Here is a 982-nt window from a genome sequence, read left to right as displayed (position 1 = left end):
CCCCCACCTCCCTCGTCGAGGCCGCCTCCCCCCAGTGGTTCTGGATGGAGGAGCGCTTCCCCGGCGCCGACCAGTGGAACTCCCTCCACGAACGCCTCGTCGACGCCTGGCGCGAGCAGGCCCGCCTCCTCCCGCCCGGCAGCCCCCTCTACTTCGCCCACTCCAGCGCCGACGAACTCGGCGAGGACCTGATGACGGTCGCCTACCTCAAGGAGACCGCCGAACAGGCCGGCCTGGACACCGGCTGGATCTCCATGGAGGAGATCGGCTGGGACCGCCTCTCCGGACGCTTCGTCGACCAGCGGCTCCGCTTCATCCGCAGCTGCTTCAAGCTCTATCCCTGGGAATGGCTCACCACCGACCGCTTCGCCGACCACGTCCTCGACACCCTCGACAACGGCGGCGGCACCGGCACCACCCTGTGGATCGAGCCCGCCTGGAAGATGCTGCTCAGCAACAAGGCCCTCCTCGCCGTCCTCTGGGAGCTCCACCCCGGCCACCCCAACCTCCTCCCCTCGTACCTCGACGGCCCCCGCGACCTGGCCACCACCACCGGCTACGTCGCCAAGCCCCTGCTGGGCCGGGAAGGCGCCGGCGTCACCGTCCACGCCCCCGGCACCGCCCCCGTCGTCCGCGACGAGCCCTGCTGCTACCAGCAGCTCGCCCCCCTGCCCGACTTCGACGGCAACCATGTCGTCCTCGGCACGTGGGTCGTCGACGGCGCGTCCGCGGGCCTCGGCATCCGCGAGTCCTCCGGCCTGATCACGGACGAGTACGCCCGCTTCCTGCCGCACGTGATCCTGTAGGACCCGCGGGCCGGTCTCAGGCGTCCAGCACCTCCCGCAGCCGCGCCAGGCCCCAGTCCAGGTCCTCCTGGGAGATGACCAGCGGCGGCGCGATCCGCAGCGTCGTGCCGTGGGTGTCCTTCACCAGCACACCCCGGTCCATCAGCTTCTCGGACAGCTCCCGCCCCGTGCCGTAC

The 982-nt window shown here is 71.4% G+C and carries 1 protein-coding gene and 1 pseudogene; one reads left to right on the top strand and one right to left on the bottom strand.

Annotated features, from left to right (window positions below; all coding sequences use genetic code 11):
• Window positions 1-806 (top strand): glutathionylspermidine synthase family protein (locus tag CCN42_RS40980; protein WP_086742092.1); only part of this gene is annotated, 806 nt, incomplete at its 5' end.
• A 16-nt stretch (window positions 807-822) separates the two neighbouring features.
• Here CCN42_RS40980 and rocD read toward each other — a convergent pair.
• A pseudogene (rocD, locus tag CCN42_RS45550) lies at window positions 823-982 on the bottom strand (ornithine--oxo-acid transaminase); the annotation flags it as partial.

The sequence above is a fragment of the Streptomyces glaucescens genome (assembly GCF_002154375.1).
Lineage (GTDB): Bacteria > Actinomycetota > Actinomycetes > Streptomycetales > Streptomycetaceae > Streptomyces > Streptomyces glaucescens.
Note: the sequence above shows the minus strand (reverse complement) of the source record. Positions and strands in the feature narration are given on the sequence as shown.